Below are 24,494 nucleotides of genomic sequence, written 5' to 3' on the forward strand. Positions count from 1 at the left end.
CAACCTGCCCCGCGACACCCCCTTTTAAAAAACAACAGCAATAATTTAATTAAAAAAATAAAATGAAAAATTCCCATACAACCAAAAATTACGACAAGGGCAACCGTAATTCTCAAAACCAAATCAAAGACCCAAAAACCGCAGCAGAAAACAGCAAGCCCCTATGACCCGGCGAACCCTTAAAAGGAACCCGACAGCGACCCCAAAGACATAACCGGGAAGGACATAGAAAAGGACCTTATAGAGAATGCCCCATCAAAGGGGGCTCAAACTGATTCTAAAAAGTAAAAATAAAACCGACAAGATAATTCTGTGACTGCCAGTATAATTGAACCAAAAGCAGAGAAGATAACTTAAATTTTAAGCCAACAAACCCCTCAACCCTTGACAGGCCTGAACTTTTTACCTAATTTTGCCCCATGACCCCAGAAGAAATAAAACGCTATTTTGAAGCCACTCCCCCACCTGAGGAAGTGGAGTTAAAGCCATGGGCTAAAATCACAGATTCCCAGCTTTTCCTTAAAAGCTGTTTCCTTACTATATACCATTATAAAGGAGACCTTGAGATGTGCCCTGCCTGGTGGCATTTAAAAGAGTTTTACGTGCTTGTCAAACGCATGGCGCAGGAAGCCAAAAGTGAAAAGCCAACGGAAGAATCTTAAGATGAAGCACGTTTAGACGCCTCTTTATCTTTACATTTTATAAATTTTACTTCTTTACACGGTTATATTCTGTGATACCGCCTGCGATTGATTATTGTTAAACGTGAAATATACAGCGTAGGAAAAAATGCCGAACCGCTAACAGCTTTTTGACTCAATTTTATCACAACTCCTTAAAAAAAATTACAATGTAAGCATGGAGCTGATAAAATTTAAAACTTCAATTTTTTTCTGCTCACCCTTCGTCCCTGTTCTTTCTTTTTGGTATATATATATTCTTTAAATTCGTGGCGGGTGAGAGATTTTATCAAAATCTCTTTTTCCATAATTGCAAAATGTGCAGACAGCTGTTTTCTAATAGATTTGGAATCCATCCCTTCTCGATAGGCTTTCATTGATTTAGAGTAATAACACTTCTTTGAAGCCTTTACTGCATAAGAAAGAAAATTCCTTTTTCCTAAATGTGAATATCTTTCAAAAATCTGCTTTTTTAATATTTTATCTCTCTTGGATCTATCACTATACGCCATCATAACAGTCTTTACAATCCTGCCTTTCATTTTTCTAAAATAACGGGAAAGACTCCCGGGCCTGATATAAATTGAGACTCCATTAAACTCAAAACCGAGGTACTGTAGATTCCTGTAAAACTGCTGCTCATTCTGGGGAGTGAAAACTGGTGAAAATTTTTCAATTTTCTTCTGGTTAAATCCTCTGATTTTCCCAGATAATGTAGGCCTGAAATGGATTATTTCAGTTTTTTTTGTCTGAATAACCAGTTTATAAGCAGCTATTTCCTTTAGAACAATTTCACTGATTTGCGCTGCCTTTTCAGAGTCACAGATTATCAGAAGATCATCGCAGTAGCGACAGTAGGTAAAATCCAGCTCGATACTGAGATTAAATATTTTTTCATCAAAATCAATCAGGTAAATATTCGACAGCAGTGCGCTCATGGGCGAGCCTTGGGGTATTCCCCGGAAACTTTTTTCACCTGCTTGGGAAATTTTAGGAAGATTGACCGTAATAAGATTTCTTTTTCTGAGAAGTTCAAATTTATTGTTAAACGTTGCCCCTGCAGCATTGTCCGGTACTAAATCCAGAAGGGAGTTCCAGCTTGATGCCGTTTTTAAATCTATTTTAAAATGCTTCAATATACTGTCACGACTTATGTAGCTGTATTTTGTCAGAGATCTGAAAACTTTATACTGGTCCTTTGTCAGCTCTTGAAGGTTCAGTATTTTACACCATTTGCTTTTTAAAATAGTGTGATCAATATTATCAAAATACCCCGTGATGTCAAGTGCGATTGAAGTGCAGTGTCCCTTAGATGACGTCTTTTTACTTACAGCTTCAAATGCTTCTTTGGCAAATTGTATATTACATTTCCCATCAAGATCTGATCTGTAGGCTAGAACACATTCACTAAAACCTTTACCACGAATATAGTGCTGGTACTTTTCGGTTAAAGCAAAAGAATAATAACCATAAATATAAGAGTCAAAATGCGAAGCGAAAGCGATAGGTCTTATTTTAGTTTCCAGACCATACGTTTTTTCGTTTTCATGAAATCTGAATCTCGGTGTTTTAGTAAGTATTTTTACAAAAGGCAGAAAAGAATGTTTTGCTATAAGCTCCATATTTGACACGAGCTTTTTGATGTCATTGCTGTGTTTAAAGAAATTAAAATAAGGATCAAGATGGGGATAGGTTTTAAGTTCAAAACTCTCCTGGCTTTCGGCGGTCTTGGCTACAAAACGTTCCCATAAATCCTCAGTAAAAAGTAGAGTTTGCTTCATTACAATTTTATAGGGACACCAGCAGGAACGCAGTATCAGTCATTAACATTTCCTGCTGATGTACAATGTTAAACATTGCTTGGCAGACGACCGATTTCCATCGTCCTGGGGTTTACACCCATTCATGCCTTAATCCTCACATTGGCTGATAGAATTCTGTTCTCAGCACTTCAGATTGTCTTTTTAATTCCAACCTTCCCAAGATTACCGGCAGTCTGACTGAACTGCTTTTGTGGACCTTGAAACCTTGCAGAAATGTTTTACACCTGCTCGGACATACCAGACAGAGCCTGGGAAATCTTACAAACAATAGAAATGTTATGAAAGCAACTTTAATCTTGACATTATGGCTGATATTTCGTATATTGGTGGAATATTTCTTCCCCTTTGGTACAGAAATTGCAGTGTATGTCATAAATCACATTCTACCTGTCGCGATAGGCAGAATAGTCAACTTAAACATTCAACCCTCCGGACTTTACCGAAGGCACTTATATAACTCAAAATCTGTGCCATAAATGATTCTTTCATCTCCTTGAGGTATAACGTTCTATAGATATCTGTTTTTAGCAGGAGGTTTATTGATTTTGAAATATTTGTCAGATATCCGATGACATATACCATCCCTGTTTTTTTTTCGAATCCTGTAAGGTTTTTTCGGTCACTTTCTCATTTATGATTAGCAGTACACCAACTTGGTTTGATTAATTGGCTAATTCATACCTACTCTGTGGTTGCCTGTCACAAAAAATATGCAAGCTAATACTTTAGCCCCGATAGCAGTGGAAATCCTTTTCTGCCGGGGTTCGGCACAAAAGATTGCAACGTATAGCGGGAAAAAGCTCCTAAAAAACAGCACTATATACAACTCACAAAGATGATCACTATGAATTAGATTCCGGCAACAAAAGATTGCCCAAGCAGTTCGCTAACGCTCCGGTGTAAGATACAGCGGGACCAGCTCCAAAAAAACAATATCAAACCTAAAAAAAATAATACTATATACAATTGACCATGATGACCACTTCAAAGTAGTTTCCCCCGGCAGTTCCTGATACGGGATTCATCCAGGTCTAAAACTAAATCAGCTGATTCTAAACTATAGTAAAAACAGCATCAGAAAAAGCAAAACAACTGATTCAAAGCCTATTGGTACACAAGTAAGAGATTCGCTACATTATTGTTATATTCGCCAACAAGCTTACTGCCTGCACAAAGCAGGCCAAAATAAGCCGCACTGGCGCCGTTTCAGAAAAAAACGCAATTAAATAACAATCATTAAAATTCATTTTTATGACAGTGGAATAAAAATCTAAATAACAAGAGTAATGGACCAGCTAAATCCTTTAACGCAATTCTTCAAAGCAATAGAAAAAGATCAACGTATCAGCATTACGCATATTGGAATTTTTTGCGGCATTACTACAATTCAGAACTGCTGCAGGTTATATTAATCCTATTAAAGCATATAGGCATGAAATTATGAAGATAGCTAAAATAAGCGGCCCTGTTACCTACCATAGATGTATCAGAGACCTGAATGATTACGGTTACATAAATTATCTTCCAAAGAGAAATAGAAATCAGAAGAGTATAATTTATTTCACCGTTTAAGAGTTTTCTAAAATTCTCAGTAAAAGATAGCAAAGCTGTTTTTATGAGAAACTTGAGTTCTTTATCTCAGGAGTAGATATTTTTTTGCCTCAAAAAGTTTAGGTGTTTTTTAAAGATATTTCACCACTTTAAGTTTTGTGGCAAAATCGTGGCACATGGTCTTTTTTGAAATTAGAAATCCAGCAAAATTAAGGCCTACCTAGTTTAGGTTCGAAACTATTATATACTGTTTTTCTTTTATTTATTTATTATATTTTGCTAACAGGTTCGAGTCCCATTCCCTCTACAAGAAAAAGCTTCAGAGAACTCTGAAGCTTTTTTTATCATTCTGATTTTGTTCGGAAGGTAGAGCCAATACATCGAAGCGACAGAGTGTAAAAATCTAGATTACAATTTGAACTTTGATAATTATTCAATTTCAGATATATCTTTTTCTATTGCAAACTCCCAATACTTGATTTATCGGAAAATATTTGCGAGAAACATTTTGAATATCCTCACGCTAACAAACAAGTATTTCTACTCTACACTAAGTCCATTTACTTTATTATTTTAGCTCTAAAAATTATCATTTTTTATACTAGAAAAATAATCCATCAAGAGTATAGCTTTATGATAAAGAAACGATTGTAAATAAATATATCCAATTTAAATGACAAAACCCTTAGATACAAAAAGTTTACCATTTAGAGAGCAACTTATTTCTATATTAGCTGAATCCCAGCGTCCACCTTTTTTATTTGTTGGATCAGGTCTCTCAATAAGATATTATTCCATTCCTACCTGGATGAACTTATTAAGGGGTTTTGTAGACAATAATAGAGATTGCTTCCAATATGAATTTGGTTACTATTCATCAAAATGCTTCAATGATCCTTTAAAAATTGCATCAAATTTAGCAGACGAATTTCATAAACATTGGTGGACAGCTGCTAAGTATAGTGATAGCAGAAAAGCCACAATAAAATTGCCGGAATTAATACTGAAATAGCATTTAAAATTGAATTATCAAATTTTGTGATTAAAAGTATAAAAGCTAACAAAAAACTAGATGAAGAGCTGTCTGAACTTTCTTCAGCTGTATTAAGTGGTATTCTGACGACCAACTGGGACAATCTAATTCAAACAGTATTTCCTGATTTTCAAGTTCAGATCGGACAAAAAGAAGCGATATTTGCGGATCAGCGATCAATCGGTGAACTATATAAAATTCATGGTTGCACATCTAAACCTGAAAGCTTGGTCGTAACTACTGCAGATTATGAGAAATTTATTGCAGACAATCATTATCTTAATGCAAAACTCTTAACCTTATTTGCTGAATATCCAATAATCTTTGCCGGTTACTCCCTATCTGATCCAAATATTGAGCTTATTTTAAAAAACTTAATACATTGCTTAGATAGTGAGCTATTCCATATTGAAAAATTAAAAAACAGATTATTTTTTATTGAATGGAATTCTACTGTTAGCGAGGCCACTATAGAGCATTCGACGTATACTTTATCTTCCGTTACAATTCCCCTAATAAAAATCAAATTAAATGAATTCAAAGATGTTTGGGAAGCCTTGTCAATGCTACCAAGAACATTGCCCGTAAAAACACTTCGACAACTACAAAATATGGTTTTTGATTTTGTATCTACAACAACTCCTACAGGTAAAATCTTCGTTAATGGAATGGAAGAATTGGATAAAATTGAAAATCTCGAGGTAGTAGTTGGCTTCGGTAACATGTCAAAATTAAAAAATAAGGGGATTATAGGATTAAAAGCAGCAGATTTACTACACGACATACTCTTCAACGATATTTCTCCGCAAAATTATCAAGAAATTGTTGAAACTCTACTTCCTAGTGTTGTTCATCAAAATACTTTTGTTCCTTTCTTCAAGTATCAAAAAGAATATAAAAATCTCAATGCAGATAATTCACTAAAAGATCACGCTAAAAATAATTATACAATGACAAGGTCATCATCAATTACTATTGATGACTATAGACTTAGCTCGAACAAAGGCAGAATGAATAAATTACTTAAAAAATATAATAATATTACTGAGTTACTTGAAGATTCCACAGTTGTACATGCAATACAACGAATACCATACTTAAGTCGAGAAAAAATCGATGTAAAAATTCTTGCCACATTTTAAAAAAAACAGTGGCCTGACTTTGGTGAAAAAGAACACATATATTCCTCATATTACCGAAAATGCATTTCACTTTTAGATTATCTGAAGTATGCCAATTTCACAGAATTAAAGTAAAATACTGAATTCGAACTTGTAACATCAAACGTACAATAGTATTTACAACTTTTTTTATTTATAATTAAATGTTTATAACTGCACGATGATTTCAGGTCATACACAGTTAGAACACTTCTGAAATGACAGTTATTCGTCGGCCTTCAAAATGCTAGATACAACGGAGAATGTCCACATCACTCTTTCTATCGAAGCTAAATATATATCCGAAAGTAAAGAATGCACTGTGTAATTTCTAACTATTTCTCAGTACTTAGTGTGAACATCAATATACATTAATTTAGAAGCAGTTCTTAGATTTTAATCACGCAGAATCACCAAGCATCTATAATTTTTGTAAGTAGCAGATTCTATAAGTCTGTAAAAGTTTTTCAAAAATAAATTACTAAAAAAAACTAATTAGAATTTAGGTGCAGAATCGGTGCAACTATTCTCATCAAACAAAATAACTCATTATTAAACTGGTATTTAAATGTAAAATTTCGAAACATTACTATTCTACGTCACAAATATTATTTATTTTTCAATTGATGCCAGAAATTGGTTTATTTCAGAAAAGAAAAAGCAAAAACAACTAACTAACTAACTAACTAACTAACTAACTAACTAACTAACTAACTAACTAACTAACTAACTAACTAAGTAACTAACTAACTAACTAACTAACTAACTAACTAACTAACTAACTAAGTATTTAATAGTGTATTTCATTCAAATAAACTCCCCGCCCCCCAAGCATCGTAATTAATTCCCAAAAAGACCTAGTGGGACAACCCCAAAGAGATGGCTTATAGCAAAACATGACTGCACAAATCTATACCATTGCCTGCACAAAAGGTATCAATCAAATAAAAAACATCTTTAATTATTTATGAAATAAAAATCCTATTTTTGTAATCAGTAAAAACTTATTTCTATCACTCATACTAATCCACTTTAGGCTATCTGAACTTAGTGTAATCTCAATATCAACCTGCAAAAAACTATTTAATTAGATGGGAAAATTTATTACGGGAAAAAATCTTGAAAATGCAGTTTATGAAATAATTTGGGAAGCGGAACAAAACCTTTTAATTGTTTCCCCATTTATAAAATTAGACAACTATTTTATAAGACTCTTTGATAATCATCTTAATAATCCAAACCTCCACATATTAATTGTTTTTGGAAAAAACGAAAGAGAAATCAGCAGAAGTTTAAGCAAAAATGATTTTGATTATTTTAGAAAATTCTTGAACATCAGCATAGTTTATGTTCCAAATCTACACGCAAAATATTATGGAAATGAGAAAAAAGGAGTCATAACTTCTATGAACTTATATGACTACTCTTTCAAAAATAATGTCGAGTTTGGAGTCTATTCTGAAACTAACATTTTAAGTAAATTCAAAAAAAATACAGATGATGAAGCTTATCAAGCCTGTTATGACCTTGCAGAAAAAAGCGAAGCGATCTACATAAAGCGACCAGTATATGAAAAGAAATTATTAAGCTCACTACTTGGTAAAAACTATATAAAATCAGATGTGCTGCACGATACAACTGATAAATTTTACTCTTCATTGAATAGAAATAAATTAAGTGATATTAAAACATTAAATGATTTTCCTTTTGAATTGGAATTAGGAGCAGAATCAAAATCAAGACCAAAAAGAGAAGAAATTGAAAATCCAACGAATGGATTTTGTATTAGAACAGGAGAACAAATAGCGTTTAATATGAAGAAGCCATTTTCGTATCAAGCATATAGAAGTTGGGCATCTTTTGGAAATGAAAACTATCCCGAAAATTTTTGTCACAGAACAGGTAAACCTTCTCACGGGAAAACATCAATGAGAAAACCAATTCTATAAAAAGAAAGCTGCGACAGACAGCAAATACAAATTTAGGATAATGAAATTGATACTTTTCCTCATCATTTCTTAAATACATTTTCAAAGATAATTACCATCTCCTCTCAACGCTAAACTCAAAAGAATATCTGCAACAAAAAAAATACTATTTAAGTTTTACAGCTGCGCTCCAAGATCTTCATCGAAAAAACAGTTGTCCGAGCCCCATTCCCGATTGTATAAGAACTGAATTTTATAATTAAAATTCAGTTATAAATTACAGTTTCAATTTTTGTGGCAAAATCATGGCACATTCGTATTTTGAAAACCAGAAATTCAGCAAACTCAGGTTCTAAGAAGTTTAGGTTCTAAACTTTTTGAAGATCATTTTTTTTAAGCGTACCTATAGGTGCTCCTTTTTCTAAAGACACTTGCAAAATTCTGAAAACAAAGGGCTTAAAACACAGACTTTGGATGATACTGATCTACAAAATGTACAGTCTTTTCTTTATTTACCCATTAAAACAAGCTATAACATTTTTTCTACAAGATATAAACTACTATATAAGTAGCTCATTTTTTCCAATAATGAAATTTAAAATAGCTCACAATAATACAAAATTTTAATTCCGGAATATAACCATATACTTTGTACTAAAAGTCTTAATATACTTTTTCATACATTCCATCATTTTGTATATTTTAAATGTAACAGAGCCATTTGTTTTAAACCTGTTCAAAAAGACTTTTAAACTGATATAAGATTCTCTCGATTAAACGTAAATCTTCGGTCACAATCTCGGCAGTTCCTTTCATTTCCTGCTGAAAAACAATTTGTTTCTTATAGGACGTTTCCAATCCGTTTAGAAGTGCTACGTCCAATAGTAAATTTCCGTCTTTATCCGGAACCAGAGAAATATTTCGAATCCTTCCTTTTAACACTCCAAACTCCCTGTCTGGAAAATTTGCTAATCGAATGTTCACCATCTGTCCTACTTTTATTTTTCCCGAATTTAATGCCGGTGCCTTCACCTTACCTACAAAACCATTTTTAGTATCAGGAATAATCGAAAAAACATTATCACCAACACTGATGGTTTGGTTCTCTGTCCAAACCTGTAGAAAAGTAACCACTCCGCTTACAGATGATTTTAAAGCATAAGCCAGCTCCCAGTCTTTTATTACTTTTTTAAGCTGATAAAAAGACTGCGCCATATTCCTCCCTAAAGTAACTTCTTCTTTAGTGCCGCTGATTTGTGAGTTCTGACTCAATTTAGTATTGGTAATTAAAGCCGATTTTAACTGAGAAATGGAAGACAAAAGGGTTCTGTAATTTTTTTGCGCCTGGAGATATCCCAGTTTTTTAGCCTCCATTTCCTGTGCAGAGATGATTCCTTTATTGAATAAGGTTTCGAATCTTGCAATTTCATTTTTCTGAAGCTGTAGTTCGCTTTCGTTAATTACCTTTTGCTGCTGCAAAATATCCAATCTGTCTTTGATCTGAACTTTTTCAGAAACCTGCGCCCGGTTTTCGACTTCAAAAGGCTGTAAATTTTTATTTAGTTGTTCTGCCTGATAGTCTTTCTGAAAAACAGCAAAAGCACTTTCAATCTCTCCCAACTGAGTGTTTTTTAACAATTCAAAAGGAAAGGCTTTTTTAGGATCATTGACATTATAGTCTTCAACAATTTTTTCCAGTAAAAACACATCTTTATAATTGGCCGTATTTTCAATGATAGCAAGTGTGCTGTTTTTTGAAACAATAGATTTGTCTTTTACCAGAATCGCCTCAATACGGCCCGAAAATTTAGAAACTATTTTCTCCGGAGGGATATTGGTTGTAATTACAATCTGGGTAGTAACAACATCCGGATATTTGACAAACCAGGACACGAAAAAAAGCATAGAAATGATAACGAATATAAGCACTGTGCCCCAACGAATCATCCAATGTGGCACCTTAGTAAGGATGTCCTGAACTTCTTCACTTCTTAGTTCAAATGTAGTATCTTCTGCCATGATTTAATTTCCTAATTGCAATTGATTCTTAACCAGTTCAAAATAATTCCCTTTTTGCTCTACCAAAACAGAATGACTGCCAATTTCGATAATTTTTCCTTTGTCTAAAACTACGATTTGATCAGCATTCATAACAGTACTTAAACGATGCGCAATAACCACAACGGTTTTGTCCTTAAAGAAAATATCCAGTTTTTGCATTATTTCTTTTTCATTGTTTGCATCTAATGCCGAAGTGGCTTCGTCAAAAAACAGTATTTCCGGATTTTTATAAACCGCCCTGGCAATTAACAAACGTTGTTTTTGTCCGGTACTCATTCCTAATCCTTCACCTCCAATTTTTGTATTGTATCCTAGTGGTAAGCCCGTAATGTATTCTTTTATGTTGGCTACATCAGCGGCATAAACCAATCGTTCTTTATCAACTTTATCAACGCCAATTGCGATGTTATTAGCGATGGTGTCACTAAAAATAAAGCCTTCTTGCATGACGGCACCAATATTAGATCGCCAGGCCTTTTGTGAGATATTTTTCAATTGTGCATTTCCGATGTTCACCTCACCTTTTTCAGGCTCATAGAATTTTAACAGCAGCTTCATCAATGTCGTTTTTCCGCTTCCGCTCACTCCTACTATTGCCGTTACTTTGTTGGCGGGAATTTTCAGCGTTAAATCCTCCAGAACTGGTATATCAGAACCTAAATATCGATAGGAAAGGTTATTAATATCAATATCTGAATCAAAAGGAACATCACTCGTCTGATAGACTTCTTGCTGCGTTTCGTCTTCTTTCTCATGAATTTCAGATAATCTGGCCAATGATATTTTGGCATCCTGAAGTTCTCTGACGAATTCGATCAATTGGGTAATTGGTCCATTTAAACTTCCCACTATCGAGCTAATAGCCAACATCATTCCCAGTGTGATCGACCCATCGATTACCAATTTTGCGGAAAGAAATATAATGAATATGTTTTTTAGCTCGTTGATTACCGAAGAACCTATAGTTTGTGTTTGCTCCAGAACCAAGCCTTTTATCGAAACTCTAAAAAGTCTCGCCTGTATATACTCCCATCCCCAGCGCTTTTGTTTCTCGGCATTATGAAGCTTAATTTCCTGCATTCCATTAATAAGCTCCATCACTTTACTTTGCTCACTGGAAACTTCGGCAAAACGTTTGTAATCCAGCACTTCCCTTCTTTTTAAGAATAAAGTAATCCATCCAAAATAAAGCACGCTGCCTGCAAAAAACACAAAAAAGATCTTCAGGTTAAAGTAAGCCAAAACGCCTCCCATAACAAACATATTTATTGTTGAAAACAAGACATTTAGTGACGATGTGGTTAGAATTTTTTCAATCCTGTGATGATCGTTAATTCGTTGCATAATATCCCCTGTCATTCGAACGTCGAAAAATGAGATGGGCAGATTCATTAATTTTATAAAGAAATCAGAGATTAGCGAAATGTTTATCCGGGTCGAAAGATGCAGTAATATCCAGCTTCGGATAAGCTCCAAACCTGTTCTTCCGGCAAAGAGAAATAGTTGCGCAAAAAGAATCAGATAAATAAAGTGAATGTTCTGATTTTGAATCCCAACATCAACAATACTTTGGGTTAAAAACGGAAAAATAAGCTGCAGTAGCGTACTTGCCAGCAACCCTATACTAAGCTGTATTAAAAATGATTTGTACCGAAGTACGTATTGTGACAACAAACCAAATCCGAGTCCGCGATTGTCTTCTTTATCAAAATCCGACTGAAAAAATTTAGGAGTCACTTCAATCAACAATGCTATTCCTTCCTGAGTAGATTCATCTGCATTGTTTCCGATCCAAAATTTAATAAAATCCTCTTTATTGTATTCTATCAAGCCAAAAGCAGGATCGGAAATATAGTAAGTATTTTTTTTAATTTTATAGAGTACTACATAGTGATTTTTGTTCCAATGTAAAATACAGGGTAATGGAACTTCATTTAACTCCTCTGCACCTAGCATTGCTCCTAAAGTTCTAAAACCAATTTTCTCGGCTGCATCACTCAAAAAAAGCAAATTACTTCCTTCACGAGTTGTTTCACTAAAATCTCTCAACTCCTGAATGTTGATTGTTTTATCGTAATGTTTCGCTATTATTTTTAAACATGTTGGGCCGCAATCTTTATGATCGGCTTGTTTATAAAATGGAAAAGAAATCAATTTTTTATTACGTTAAGTTTTAATGAGTGCTTTTGAAATTGAATTAAATCAAAATATTATCTCGATCTGATATTAGCTTAGTTTTTAAAATGGTAAAAAAACACTCGCTATATTACTTACCTTTATTAATAAATAATACTGCTCTCTCCAGCACTTCATCTTTTTTGTTTTGTATTCCTAAAACAGTAGGTTTAACTATAATATCAGGAATTATTCCGACACGCTGGGTTTCCGTACCATCAGGATAATAAACACCAATACCCGAAAAAGGCGCTTCGTGTTTATTTGTAATATTGATACTACTTGTGTTTCCGTCAGCCCCGGCAGTTTGACTACCAATCACAGTAGCGTTGTCTGCCGTTTGAAAACACATTGTTGCCCATTCGGACTGGCTTTGCGAAAGTTCATTTACCAGTACGACGATCTTTCCTTTGTAATTATTTGCGTTTTTTGTACCGCAAAGCCTAGGTTTACTCCAAATAAACCTGCCAGGATAACTTAAATCAGGTTTTGTATATTTAACAAAAGGCTTCACATCTGAGTTAAGATATTTTGCAATCTCAAAATTTGTTCCATTAGGATAATCTCTCATGTCTAGTATGATAGCCTTTGTTGAATTCAGCTTTGACATCATTTCTGGAACTTCTTTTTCATAAATTTTCCCCATATAGACATAACCAATATTATCATCAATCAGTTTATACTTTTCTGACTTTTTTCTTTTCAATTCGTTGCTATGTGACTTGTTATAATCTGTCCATTGAATTACTTTTTTAAAAACGGCACTATTACGCCTCCCTTCCAAATCAATAGAGTCCTTATATCCGGTCGTTATCTCAAATACTAAATTTCTCAAATAAGACGCCTCGTTCGAGGCACTTACGAGATCCCTTTTTTCTGTAATAATTTGCTCAATTGTTTTGTTATTTACTTTGGTAATAACATCACCAATCTGAATATCATCCAACTTAGCCAATGTATCGCTCATAATTTCTGAAACAACCATTTCTTTATCAATTATAACACATTTTACAGGAAGAAATCTTCTTGTTTTCCCTTTTGTTTGTGATGTGCTGTAGTAGAATGTCGAATGCGAATCATTTAATCGTACCGTTAATTTATGCATGGCTACTTTAAAATCATCTTCTGATTTAGTCAAAACAAAATCTGGCAGCATATCTTGAAGGGTTTTATCCCAACTATTATCCATTAGGTATTTATAAGGAAAAAAATATTCAATTATATTCCAATATCTAAAAAGTGTTAAAAGTCTATAATTCTCATCAGACCAGTTTAAATCTGAAAATTTTTCATTCTTCAAGAATATATTTCCAGCTTCCGTTGTATCAATATAAAATGGAGCTCCATGGTATCGGTTCTCTTCAATAAATCTTAATCTTTTAGAAAGAGATTTTGAAATTAGCAGATCATTATTGATCCATGATAAATTAAAATTTTTATCAAAATAATCTTCTTTTGCTCCTTCAACTATACTTTTCTTATCTACTTCACCCAAAGTAATTATCCAATCTTCTATTACCTTAGAGTACGTTTCCTCAGATTGAGCTTTTTTCACTTTAGGCATTATTTTAAACAATTCTTCATCCCAATCTTTACTTCCATTAGCAACATTCGGGTGATAATATTTTAAAAAGCCCCAAACTTTTGCCGTTGTAAATAGTTTTTGAGTTTCTGTTATTTTATTATTTGAAAATCCTATTTGAAAATAAAGGACAAAAAGTATTAAAATTTTCTTGTTCATTGCGTTATTACTTTTTAAATTTTAATTGATTAAGATATGTTTTTGCCAAATAGTAAACTTTAAGTTCATTAAATCTTTGTTCTTCGGAAAAATGTCTATTCATACTCATGTGAATAATAAGAGACATATAGTTATAAAGACTAAATTTATTCTCATTTAATTTTTTCACTATATCAGCACCTAACATAAGATCATCTAAAAAATTAACATATTTAACATGGTCTATTTTATTTCTAATCTCCAGAAAATCTTTATTAAGTGACTTTCTTAATTTTGCTGTTAACTCAAATTCTTTTGAAAACAATTTAATTGCTCTTTCACAATTTTCTATCATTTCCTCTAATGAGAGACCGAAATAATTAAAATAATTCTTGATTTTTAACATCGCTGTAATTTTTACTGAGTCTTCATCAAGATCTAAATTAATAACATTGTTGATAAAATCCATACTGTCAAAACTAAAAATACTTTCAGCCAATTCCATTAATTGTATACCCCCATAACGATGAATTTCCTGTTCATAAGGAAGTATATGATACTTACTAATTAAATGGTTACTTTTTAATTCATGTATCTTTAAAATAATATATTCTTTATTTTCTCTCGAATTTGTCTTAAATCGTACTCGTAAATGTCTATCAGGATTAGCATAGTTTACAAAAAAGAAAAGATCTGTTTTTCCTTGTAAAAGAATAGCTTCATTAATAAATTTTAAAATATCATGATTCGAATAAGAGTTACCAAAAATTTCCAAATACAGCCAATCTGATAAAACTGGAATATTCTCACTTAAGATTTCGTCAACATTGTCATAATTAAACTGCGGACGTGTATAATGCCCATTTTTGACACTAACAACAAGTTCATGTGAAAAATTATTATGTTCTTTATCAATAATTTGTGGGTTAAACGATTCGTATAATGATTCTGATACATATAAATAGTTTCTTTCTTTAATTTTTTCATAAATTAAAAAAATATCATCTACAATGTCAGTATCAATTGTTATTTCCCCCTTTATATCAGAAAAGTTAATTATCTTAGAAAAAGAATATTCTTTAATTTTTTCTGCTAAGTAAACTTGAAATGCCACAAAAGAATAATTATTGTTAACTAATAAAATCTGAGAAGGGAAAAGTAATACCCCTTTTTCGAGATATATTCTAGGTACATAGGGCATAGCGTAATTGTAACTATTAAAATCAAAATTCACACCATAAATTTCTTGATTATAGAACTCATAATCACACAAAAAACTATAAAATTCTGAATCTGAAAGATTTGGATTAATAGCTGAAGTTAATTTTGGAATAACTTCTTTTTTATATTTCTTAGATACAAGCGCTATTCTACCATCCTCTAAATGTACATAAATATCAGATAATAAAATTGGATTGGAGTTATTAGTAAATGTTGTGTTTATAGGAATACAGTAATCATAAAACTGTTTTACAGGTGAAATATTCAGACTTCTAAAAGTGCCAATACAATTAATATCCGCTACAAGTTTATTCTCGTGAATTTGCTTTTCAAAGGTCACAATATCCTGACATATATCATTAGTTATATCACTAAATCTGGAAATCAAGTTTAATGCGGAATTGGCACCTAGATTTTTTATGTACAAAATAGGGTCACTCGAATCTTTACATGTTAAAACTTCAACTAAAATACTGAATGTTGCAGGCAGCTTACTTTTTTTAGTTTCATTATTGTCCCCTGAGATAAATAAATCCAAATAAACGTCTTCTTTGTCTGAAGTCAATATCTTACTAACAATCTCTTTATCTAGCTTTAGATTATGAACGTCCTCAAAACTTTTGTAACTTAGACCTGAGTAAGGATTAAATATTTTTGTTAACGGAATAAAACCATCATTATAGCTTTGGGAAATCTTACTAATGAATTTACCTAAAGTAATATTTTTATGTGAAGAATGTGTATTAAAATTAATCGTAAAATCTATAAATCTTTTTATTTTATCCTGAAAATTTTGATCTAAAACACCTTCATCTGTATCAAAAGAATTAATCAGATGAGAATACTTAAATTCTTTATTTTCTTCAAAAAAAACCTTTTGATCACTAATATACTGATCCGAAAAAGATTCTACATCATAGTTACTTTTAATTAAATGTGTCTTTTTATCTACAAGAGCAGAAAAAAACATTGAATTATCATTACTCAGTTTTTCAGCGTAAGGAAAAAATAAAAAGTACTCCACAATTAAACCACTCTCCAGAACATTTTGCAAATATTCTTCAACATCAATCCTTTCAAATCCATTTAAAACCAGTTCCTCAACTATTTCAGATAAGTGGACTTTTTTTTCGAATCTCTCTATCAACCATTCGAGATTTTCATCAAAATCTATCTCAACATGTTTAAGTTCTATTTTACCAATATCCTGAATTTCTGATTTAAAAAAACTAATTTTTGTTTCGTTACGGAAATAAATAGAAGGATTGATACAATAAAATTTAGTTAACCAATCCTTATCCATTGCGGCATTTACCTTTGAAGACAATAATGAGTTGTCATATCTAACATTCAGCTTAAGATCTTTATTCTTTTTTATTAAAGTAGAATCTCCCCATTTAACGACTCCAACACTACTAAAAATACCAAAAGGCGTTGGATTAAAATGGGCTCTTGAGAAATATTTAGATAAAGATTTTTTTATCTTTTCATTCTTATTTTTATTAGCATCTTCATATAAACTTCTAGATGAAATTAAAATTGAAAGTTTAAACAATGCATCATCATTAAAAAACTGAATTTTATCTTTTTTATTCTTTTCATATGACTGTACAGAAAAATTGGCAACTCTTTTTACAATTTTATCAAAAAAAATCATTTATTATAAAAATATTAAATTATTAAATACTTCAAACTAACATTAATGCAAATTGAATAATTGCAACCAGTTAGTATCAATTTTTTTATCAACTGTTAATAGCCCTAAACCCAGACCAGCCAAACCATCCAAAAGATTGATTTCTGTTAAAACAACGTCATTATTGGAATATTTCAGATTTTCAAAATTGAGTGTTTTTCTCTCTAAAATCTTATACCATTTATTAATTTCCTCGCTATAATCATGATTTAAATTTATAGATGCCAAATGATATTGCACTATAATTCCAATACAACCATGACACATTCCAAAATCTCCAATTCCAGAATCCTCCAAAGAAATAGTACTAATATTATTTACTAATTGAAAAGCTTCCTTTATTAAAGAATCATTATTAAGGTATGCTCCGGAGGTATATAAAGCATTTGAAATACCTAAATCACCTTGACACCAGGCAACTATTGGTTTTACAAATTCGTTTATTCCTAATATTAGTAAGTTTGGGTAATATTGGACATCATTAATATTTCTGTTTTTATGGTTTCTCAAAAAAGTGATTGCAATATCTAAAGACTCTCTTATATCTTGATCCATCTCTGGAAAATATTTTTTCAAATAAACTAGAAAATTCAAATAACCGGAAACCCCGTGTGCCAAACCAAAATAATAACATTGTTTATCACCAAAAACAGGTTCAACTAAAACATTTTCAAAGCTGTAATTTATTTTGTAAATCAATTCTTTAGAAAATTTATCCAGGATTTCAACTATTAAATCATTTTTACTTGTTCTATGACGCTCAATAAAATACATGGCTATTCCCATAGAACCGTGCAAATAGTCATAATCATTTTGCTCGGAACTTCCATAGAGGTCTTCTTGCAAAATTAGATCTATACCTTCAAAATATTCTTCGTCAATTTCAATAGATTTATCCTGCAATCTTAAAAGCATTAAACCATAACCTGCAATACCTGTACAAAGATTTGACGAAGTTTCATTTTCTGATAGTAATGAATTTATTCTATCCACTATACTTAACAACTTATTTCTATACTCTTCTTTTCCATAAGCCTTATAAATATTATCATAAAACATAGCTACACCTGAAAGACCATTCATTAGGCCAATCCTATTATCAGTCATAGCAGATTCCCATATAGCTTTTTCTATTTTTAGTATTGAACCATTCATTATATTTTATTTCTTGTTAGGTATATTAATTTCTATATTGTTTACTTTTAAATATAAAAGAATGATTTCACTTATGGTGAAATCACCCTTTTATTAGATTACATGCTTTTTTAATGAAAACGACCTAAGCTATTTATCACTATATACACATTTCCAACCTGCAGAACTACAAGGAACTGGCCATATTGAATTCTTGTTACACCATCCGGATGTATCTACTCCTCCTTTAATTTTTGAAAGGTCAGTTTTTGCCAGTTTCTTAACTGTCAAATTCTTTAATTCTAATTTTTTCATTAAAACTTTTTTTGATGATTAATAATTATCTAAAACTTTAAAACAATTCTTTTTTTATCTAAATCTATCCACGTGCACTTGAATTAGTCTAGAAAATCAAAGCTTCATTATTTCCAACAAAACTAAAATTATAATTAACAATAAAAAATATTTTAATAAATATTTAATAATTAAATTAAATACTTCAACCGTTAATGTGAATTGAAATTATTTTTTTAACAAAAAAACAAACAAATAAACAACTTAACAAGTTATTTCTTTGTTTGCTTTTTATTCAGAATTATTACAGTCTTTTACAAGAATACTACTCTTTGTTAGCAAATATAAGTATTAAAAATATTACATTTTTACAGCTTCACGTAATTCCCAAAAAAGAAGAGGATACAATACTGCCACAAAAAGCTAAGGTTCTTAATTTTTCGTATTTATCAAAAGGAATTGCCTATTTTTGATACAAATAGAATTACATCGCCTTATTTAAAACAAGATAATATTCTCAGAAATTGATCATTCTAAGTTTTGTGGCAGAATCGTGGCACAAGGCAATTTACAAAACTAAAATCCCTGTAAAATAATGTGCTGACAATCTGACACCTGTCATAAAATTAATCATTTAAATAATTGATTTAATGGCAGATAATAAAATAAAATATCACTGGAGTGATGGACATTACGAAAACTTTGATCTTAGAAAAGAAGTTCTAAACCAGTAACGGCCCCAATAAAAAGAAGTCTGTTGTGATTATTAAATAAAAAAACGGGCATATGAAAGTTTTGTCAGACATACAGTACATGTGATGTACCACTATCTAAGCCTTCTTTACTTTTTTCACAGCAGCCTCAATATCTTCTTTGACAAACTCCCAGTATTTACCTTTAAGGCACTCAGGATCAAAATCATCATCAGCTGAACTGAAATCCGTAAAATTCTTCATGATCTGCGCTTTATCGTGTGTATATTCGCTTCTAATCTTATGAAGGCTCAGCATTTTACCAATATCGTACTTGGGCAGAAGTTCGTGAAGATCCCAGAAATCCTTCTTACGTCCTCCCCTTGAAACAACATCCACCTTCGTGGCAATGATCTCCTCCACTGTGGCCATACGTACCCCCCTAATTACAATAGCATCCTGGATAAACTTATCATTGCTGTAATAAACATCCAGCTTTACCGTGTTTTCCCTGTCGATCCCTATAAGAAAAGATCTGCCCATGGCGGTAATACCTCCAAAAACTTTATCTACATATGGGAAATTTTCCCTCAAATACCCTTCAAGCACATCAAAATCTACGCTGTTGTAATCCTCATCTGTGAAAAGATCAATATCAACAGAAAGCCGGTGTCCGATCTGAAGGCTCAGAGCTGTGCCGCCAACAAGCCGAAATACCTTAAACTCTTCAGCCTGCATCAGCATTAGAAGACTCTCCTTTAAAAGCGGATTTACCGTTTTCCAATACATCATGACCTTTTGGCTTTACTGTAATTCGGACTTGCAGTAAAGTGGGGCTTTGCAGCCGCTTCGCGAAGAACAGGCTTTATTTTCTCACTACCGTAAAAACGTACAATTTCTTTTTTCTCACTCATATTTCCGCGCTCAAAAACCCTCGAGATAACAGCCTTCGACTGCTTCTCCCAATTAATCGCATCGATATTGGTATCCCAGAAAAGTCCTCTGCGCAGACGGCTCAATTCAGGATGCCGCCTCTGTGCTGATTTTTCTTTCTCCTTTTTAATATCGTAATAAACTTGTAATACCAGCAGCGCCCCTTCTGGAACACCAAGGGCTTCTTCTATTTTAATGGCCAAAGCAGTATTTAGATTTCTCTTTCCCTTTACAATCGCATTGATAGTCTGGGCATGTTCAGATAGGGTATGCGCAAAAGAAAGCTGGGATATGTTTCTCTTATCCAGCTCACGCTTCAGTACAGCACCGGGATGAATCCCCTTATATTTTTCATAGTCGCTTTTCATACTGCAAATATAAACAAATTTGTTTACATAACAATCTGTCTGACTGCTGCTAAATACACTAAAAAACCAGGAACATTTTCATTCAAAACAGGCTAAAAGGGCAGCCAAAGTAGTGCCCGCCGTCTCCTGCATGCGCATAACGGCTCACGCCGCCCTTCGGGACTTATAGCACTCCGGCTCCTTATCCGGACACTTGATTTGTGCTTTCTTTTTTCCCGTTTTCTTCTGAAAATAATTTTTAATTGATAAGTTCATTGACATAAATAAAACGCTAGAGGGTAATATTTTCTTCTGCGTGCTCTTGGCTACAACTGTTTGTTCTTAGCGTTTAGGGTCAATTTCTTTTGCGCGATCACATTTGTGTCGGCAGTAAAAGACGACCTCAGAGGGCTTGGGTTGTTTCAACCTCAATGCCCAAATTTTTTAGTTTGTCAATATAGGACTGAACTTGATTTTGTCTTCTTCTGAAATCAATGTAATCATAGCCTAATTCCAAATAAGGAACTTTATATTTTATCATGAAATAGGCAGCAGTCAGCATTTTATGACCAACAGCAACTAGAGCTCTTTTTTTGCCGCGTCTAACAAGAAGACTTTCGTGTTTTTTACGCAGATAACAATCTTTTACACGTGTCGCTGACCATGCACATTCTATTAACATTGGTTTCAAATGCTGATTGCCACTTGTAATTCTGCTCGAGCGCATTTTTCCAGCACTTTCATTATTACCAGGGCAGACTCCTGCCCAAGATGCCAGATGATGAACTGTTGGGAATTTGTCCATATCAACACCTATCTCAGCAATCATAGAAGCGGCACTTATAGAATTAACTCCTGGAATTGTTTTTAAAAGATCAATCTCTGTTGAATATTGATTGCACAGTAAAGCTGTTTCTCTGTCTATCTTAGCGATCCTATAATTTATGTTTTCAATACTGAGTCGAATAGTCTCAAGCATAAATTTATGGTGATCAGTGAGCTTGCCTTCTAAAGCTTCTTTGAGAATATCTTTTTTCTTTTTGATAGATCCATGACACAAGGTAAGTAGTTCTTCAAAATTATTATTGCCCTGTAGTAAAGCTGTTATGATTAAAGTTCCTGTTTTACCAAATAAGTCAGTAATAACATTGCTGAGTTTAAAATTAGCATCCTGAAGAACTCTTTCAAATCGGTTTCGTTCTGCTGTTGCATTCTGTACGAGTTTTTTTCGATAACGAGTCAGGTCTCTTAAGTCTCTTATTGTATTTGGTGGAACAAAGCTTGCTTTCAATAAACCGCTCAAAAGCAGTTTAGCCAGCCATCGACTGTCCTTTTTATCGGTTTTATGTCCCGGAATATTCTTAACATGCCTTGCATTTACAAGAAGTATTTCAAATTCATCACTAAGAATATTAAAAACAGGCTTCCAGTAAACACCTGTACTTTCTATTGATAAATGAGTGATCGCAAAGGATTTAAGCCAGCTGGATAAACTTCGTAGATCATTGGTATAAGTAGTAAAAGTTTTTGTCTCGGTTATGATACCTGTACCCATTACAGTCACAACCACAGTATCACGATGCATATCCATGCCTGCGCCTCGCTCAACAACCTGAGGAAATGAGATTTGTGATTCCATGATATAAAATTTACCATAAAGTTACGGTACCCCATTTTCATGGCTGTTTGCGCTTGCGTTTTTTTTTATATCATGACAATTTCTTTTGAAAAAATTCATTTGTAAAACATGGGGAAAGAAAACTAAAAAAGTAGCAACTAAAAAAATCAAAAACATCATGGAAATCACAGGACGAATTGTAAAAGATGCCTCCGTTTTTAAAGTAAAACAAAACCGTGAGGTCGTAAACTTCTCCATAGCAGTCAACGACAGCTACAAACCAAAAGACGGCACCGAGCTGAAAAAAATTGCCACCTACATCAAGTGCTCCTACTGGCTTTCCGCCAAAAAAGAAAAACTAAAATCCTTTATAGAAGATTTGCAAAATGCAGGATGTATCAGCGGTATGATTTCCGAATTTATCTACCATACAGACTGCAAAAAATTCTACATCAAACATCTTGATGATTTGGAAAATATCCGCGAAGAACTTGAAGATTCCTTAGGCGAGCCTGTAAAGAACCGCCACCGTCTGCCCCATTATACTTTTTTATGCTGGCTCTGCTCTGAAGAATATTGCTTTGATCTCTACAGAAGCAATTTTGAGTGAGCAATTTTTAATCTTAAATCATCTCTTATGAAAGCTTCAAAAAAATTTAAAACCGCTATAGAAAAATACCTTAATGATACTGCGCAGAGTAACACCGTCTTTGCGCAGAACTTCACAAAAACATCCAAAAACCTTGAAAGCTGTTTCAACTACATTTTTGACGAGGTCAAAAAAACAGGACTCTGCCCCTTTGAGAATCAGGAAATCTTCGATATGGCTTTTAAATACTATACCGATGATAGTATCGGAACTCCTGCTCCCCTAAGCTGTAAAGTGGTGGTGAGTCAGTCTGCACAGGCTGACTTATTCACCCCGGCTTCCCCGATGGCTCAAAATGTCAATCCAACAAAAGTTCAATTTCCAAAGACTTCCAATCCTGTTCAGCAGACCCTAACACTCTTTGACCTATGATACCTAAAACCAATATAGAAAAACAGCTCACAACACTAAGTGTTTCTCTTACTCCCATTACAGAGCAGATGAACATTTGGGCAGAAAAAAACATTTTCCTTAATATGGGGAGTGCTCTCTCGTGGAAAATTCCACTGTCTGGAATGCACCCACTCTTGGAAACCTCAACTGCAGAATGAGTCTTGCGCAAAATATATAAAATGTACTGCCTGCGGGGGAAAACTAAAAACGTAGGGCTGTAACCAAGTGCATTTCAGAGAAATCGAATACTCTTCCGTTTTAGAGGTATGTGCAGGTTATCAGGTCGTACGCATTATCTGCTCACACAAACACATGAAAAAGAATTTCACCCCCGCTTACTCTCACAAAGAAGTCATGCAGCATTGGATAAATCCAAAAGGCGAAGTGCGAACACTCTCACTGAGCACAAACGTTTTTTCAAATCTCTACGACGCTTGGAAATATTATTCCCGACTTGAAATTCGCCCTAAGGATTTTCAGAACTCCCCAAAATACCACATTAACCCTTACAAAGTTTATCCCATAATGAAAATCCTGCCCCTTTTAAAACGCAATGGCTTTAAAACCGCTTTTTATGGTATCGCTCCACAGATGCTCTTCACTGCGCTTTTGAAAGATTCCATTGCAGAAACCATTCTCAAAGCTTCCCGAACTTCACTGCTGAGCTATTATCTGACCTCACCAGGACAAAACATAAAACAGAACTGGCAGGCAGTAAAAACCACTCTGAAATACCACTCTGAAATACCACTATAAAATTGAAGACTATAAAATATGGGAGGATTATATCGACCTGCTCCGATTCTTTAAAAAAGATCTCAACGCTGAGATGCTAGCCCGTCCTGAAAACCTCAATGAAGCACATGACAGGCTCGTTGCAAAAAAAAGAAAAGTGCAGAGAAAAAAACATCTGCTGGAAATACGCCAAGAGATACGCGAAACACAGCAAATTTATGCCGAGCAAAAGAAACCTTTTTTCGGACTGTGTTTCTCCAAAGAAAACCTCAGCATATCTGTAATTGAAACCGTAAAGGATTTTATGGATCAAGGAGACGCCCTGCATCACTGCATTTTTACCAATGAATATTACACGAAAAAAAACTCACTCATTCTCTCGGCTGCAATCGATAATCACCCTGTTGAGACAATAGAAGTATCGCTCCAAACTCTAGAAATCATCCAGTGCAGAGGCCCTCGAAACAAATACTCCAAAGATCATAAGAAGATCCTGAACCTGCTGCGCAAAAACCTCTATCAGATAAAAGCACGCATAGAAAAAAGAAAGTCCGACAGCCCCCTTGTTACTTAAAGCCAAAAATTTTATCGGCGCAGATCCGTTTGTATTATTCAGTATCACTTGCAGCCGCTTCTCGCATAAGTTTTTCA

The 24,494-nt window shown here is 33.4% G+C and carries 18 protein-coding genes; 8 read left to right on the forward strand and 10 right to left on the reverse strand.

Annotated features, from left to right (window positions below):
• Positions 1–419: 419 nt before the first annotated feature.
• The gene (locus OGZ34_RS18230) at positions 420–662 is read left to right on the forward strand and encodes a DUF6965 family protein (protein WP_230001300.1); all 243 of its coding nucleotides are present in this window, start codon (positions 420–422) and stop codon (positions 660–662) included.
• 212 nt (positions 663–874) lie between these two features.
• Here OGZ34_RS18230 and drt2 read toward each other — a convergent pair whose 3' ends face one another.
• Positions 875–2,461: an antiviral reverse transcriptase Drt2 gene (drt2, locus tag OGZ34_RS18235; protein WP_263361222.1), complete on the reverse strand. Its 1,587-nt coding sequence runs from the start codon at positions 2,459–2,461 to the stop codon at positions 875–877.
• 2,266 nt (positions 2,462–4,727) lie between these two features.
• Here drt2 and OGZ34_RS18245 point away from each other — a divergent pair.
• From OGZ34_RS18245 to OGZ34_RS18255, 3 genes are all read left to right on the forward strand, one after another.
• Positions 4,728–5,066: an SIR2 family protein gene (locus OGZ34_RS18245; RefSeq protein WP_263361223.1), complete on the forward strand. Its 339-nt coding sequence runs from the start codon at positions 4,728–4,730 to the stop codon at positions 5,064–5,066.
• Positions 5,067–5,092: 26 nt separating this feature from the next.
• Entirely contained in the window at positions 5,093–6,229 is a 1,137-nt protein-coding gene (locus OGZ34_RS18250) for an SIR2 family NAD-dependent protein deacylase (protein WP_263361224.1), read from the forward strand.
• A gap of 1,109 nt (positions 6,230–7,338) precedes the next feature.
• Positions 7,339–8,196 (forward strand): phospholipase D family protein, encoded by an 858-nt coding sequence (locus tag OGZ34_RS18255; protein ID WP_263361225.1) that lies wholly within the window; start codon positions 7,339–7,341, stop codon positions 8,194–8,196.
• 705 nt (positions 8,197–8,901) lie between these two features.
• On the opposite strand, the gene OGZ34_RS18260 is transcribed toward OGZ34_RS18255, so the two are convergent.
• From OGZ34_RS18260 to OGZ34_RS18300, 9 genes are all read right to left on the reverse strand, one after another.
• Complete coding sequence (locus OGZ34_RS18260; protein WP_263361226.1) at positions 8,902–10,194, reverse strand: HlyD family secretion protein; 1,293 nt, start codon at positions 10,192–10,194, stop codon at positions 8,902–8,904.
• A gap of 3 nt (positions 10,195–10,197) precedes the next feature.
• Positions 10,198–12,390: a peptidase domain-containing ABC transporter gene (locus tag OGZ34_RS18265; RefSeq protein WP_263361227.1), complete on the reverse strand. Its 2,193-nt coding sequence runs from the start codon at positions 12,388–12,390 to the stop codon at positions 10,198–10,200.
• Between the two features lie 112 nt (positions 12,391–12,502).
• On the reverse strand, positions 12,503–14,152 hold the full coding sequence (locus tag OGZ34_RS18270; RefSeq protein WP_263361228.1) for a S41 family peptidase: 1,650 nt from the start codon (positions 14,150–14,152) through the stop codon (positions 12,503–12,505).
• Positions 14,153–14,159: 7 nt separating this feature from the next.
• Positions 14,160–17,009: a lantibiotic dehydratase gene (locus OGZ34_RS18275; protein ID WP_263361229.1), complete on the reverse strand. Its 2,850-nt coding sequence runs from the start codon at positions 17,007–17,009 to the stop codon at positions 14,160–14,162.
• Positions 17,010–17,051: 42 nt separating this feature from the next.
• Positions 17,052–18,203, reverse strand: a complete 1,152-nt coding sequence (locus tag OGZ34_RS18280; RefSeq protein ID WP_263361230.1) for a lanthionine synthetase LanC family protein — start codon at positions 18,201–18,203, stop codon at positions 17,052–17,054.
• 129 nt (positions 18,204–18,332) lie between these two features.
• Positions 18,333–18,497 (reverse strand): hypothetical protein, encoded by a 165-nt coding sequence (locus OGZ34_RS18285; protein ID WP_263361231.1) that lies wholly within the window; start codon positions 18,495–18,497, stop codon positions 18,333–18,335.
• A gap of 809 nt (positions 18,498–19,306) precedes the next feature.
• Positions 19,307–19,960 (reverse strand): nucleotidyl transferase AbiEii/AbiGii toxin family protein, encoded by a 654-nt coding sequence (locus tag OGZ34_RS18290; protein ID WP_263361232.1) that lies wholly within the window; start codon positions 19,958–19,960, stop codon positions 19,307–19,309.
• Positions 19,957–20,469, reverse strand: a complete 513-nt coding sequence (locus OGZ34_RS18295) for a helix-turn-helix transcriptional regulator (protein ID WP_263361233.1) — start codon at positions 20,467–20,469, stop codon at positions 19,957–19,959. Before OGZ34_RS18295 ends, OGZ34_RS18290 begins: the two co-directional genes overlap by 4 nt.
• Before the next feature lie 382 nt (positions 20,470–20,851).
• Positions 20,852–22,087: an IS110 family RNA-guided transposase gene (locus OGZ34_RS18300; protein ID WP_263361234.1), complete on the reverse strand. Its 1,236-nt coding sequence runs from the start codon at positions 22,085–22,087 to the stop codon at positions 20,852–20,854.
• 157 nt (positions 22,088–22,244) lie between these two features.
• Here OGZ34_RS18300 and OGZ34_RS18305 point away from each other — a divergent pair, with 157 nt between their 5' ends.
• The 4 genes from OGZ34_RS18305 (at position 22,245) to OGZ34_RS18320 (ending at position 24,417) form a co-directional block, all read left to right on the forward strand.
• A complete protein-coding gene (locus OGZ34_RS18305) occupies positions 22,245–22,676 on the forward strand; it encodes a single-stranded DNA-binding protein (protein ID WP_263361235.1) in 432 nt (143 codons plus the stop codon).
• Between the two features lie 27 nt (positions 22,677–22,703).
• Positions 22,704–23,087, forward strand: coding sequence for a PcfK-like family protein (locus tag OGZ34_RS18310; RefSeq protein ID WP_263361236.1), 384 nt, complete (start codon positions 22,704–22,706; stop codon positions 23,085–23,087).
• Between the two features lie 333 nt (positions 23,088–23,420).
• Positions 23,421–23,864, forward strand: coding sequence for a hypothetical protein (locus OGZ34_RS18315; protein WP_263361237.1), 444 nt, complete (start codon positions 23,421–23,423; stop codon positions 23,862–23,864).
• Positions 23,865–23,937: 73 nt separating this feature from the next.
• Positions 23,938–24,417, forward strand: a complete 480-nt coding sequence (locus tag OGZ34_RS18320; RefSeq protein WP_263361238.1) for a PcfJ domain-containing protein — start codon at positions 23,938–23,940, stop codon at positions 24,415–24,417.
• The last annotated feature ends 77 nt before the right edge of the window (positions 24,418–24,494 follow it).

This window comes from Flavobacterium collinsii (assembly GCF_946903285.1).
GTDB classification, from domain to species: domain Bacteria; phylum Bacteroidota; class Bacteroidia; order Flavobacteriales; family Flavobacteriaceae; genus Flavobacterium; species Flavobacterium collinsii.